The following is a 777-nucleotide window of genomic DNA, read 5'->3' on the forward strand; positions in this document are numbered from 1 at the left end:
CGTTTCGCTTCAGAGTGAACGCGCTTTAACAGCGACAAACGTTCCTCTGGGTCTTTGATGTAGCGCTTAAGTCGGCTGGACATATCGACCAGCCAAACTTCAGCATCAAAGCGGTCAACAAAACTACTGGACTCATTGACCGTTTGCATAAGGAGCTTACGCAGCTCATCATCTGGAGCCTGGCGTAAGCTGGCCTGTTCAGCGCTAACTGAAGACGCGAAAGACAGAGAAATAACCAGCACGAATAAGAGCTGATAAAGACCTTGTGGAGTCATCGCTCTCATCGACAAACCCTAAGCAATAGTGAAGCCAAGCTTATCTGCTAGTAAGGCCATGATGTCATCGATAGCAACATCCTGCTTATCGCTGTCATTTCTGCCTTTGTATTCTAGTGTGCCAGCCTTGATGCCTCGGTCACTAATAACAACTCGGTGAGGAATACCAATCAGCTCAATGTCAGCAAACTTGGAACCTGGACGCTCATTTCGGTCATCCATGAGTACATCAACACCTAGGTCAACAAGCTGCTGATAGATCTCTTCAGTCTTATTGGCAACAGGCTCAGACTTATGACCATTGAGTGGGATGAGCGCGATTTGGAAAGGCGCTATCGATTCAGGCCAGATAATGCCATTGTCATCGTTATTTTGTTCAATAGCTGCCGCTACAATACGCGATACACCGAAGCCGTAACAGCCCATCTCCATAATGGTGGCTTTGCCATTTTCGTTTAATACCGAGGCATTCATTGCGGAACTGTATTTGTTGCCCAACTTA

General features: G+C 46.8%; 1 protein-coding gene and 1 pseudogene. Both read right to left on the reverse strand.

Going from position 1 to position 777, the window contains the following annotated elements; all coding sequences use genetic code 11:
* A pseudogene (locus A3729_RS08515) lies at window positions 1-275 on the reverse strand (lytic transglycosylase domain-containing protein); the annotation flags it as partial.
* Between the two features lie 18 nt (window positions 276-293).
* On the reverse strand, window positions 294-777 hold a 484-nt coding region (locus A3729_RS08520), incomplete at its 5' end, for a His/Gly/Thr/Pro-type tRNA ligase C-terminal domain-containing protein (RefSeq protein WP_255376384.1).

This window comes from Oleiphilus sp. HI0043, from assembly GCF_001634935.1.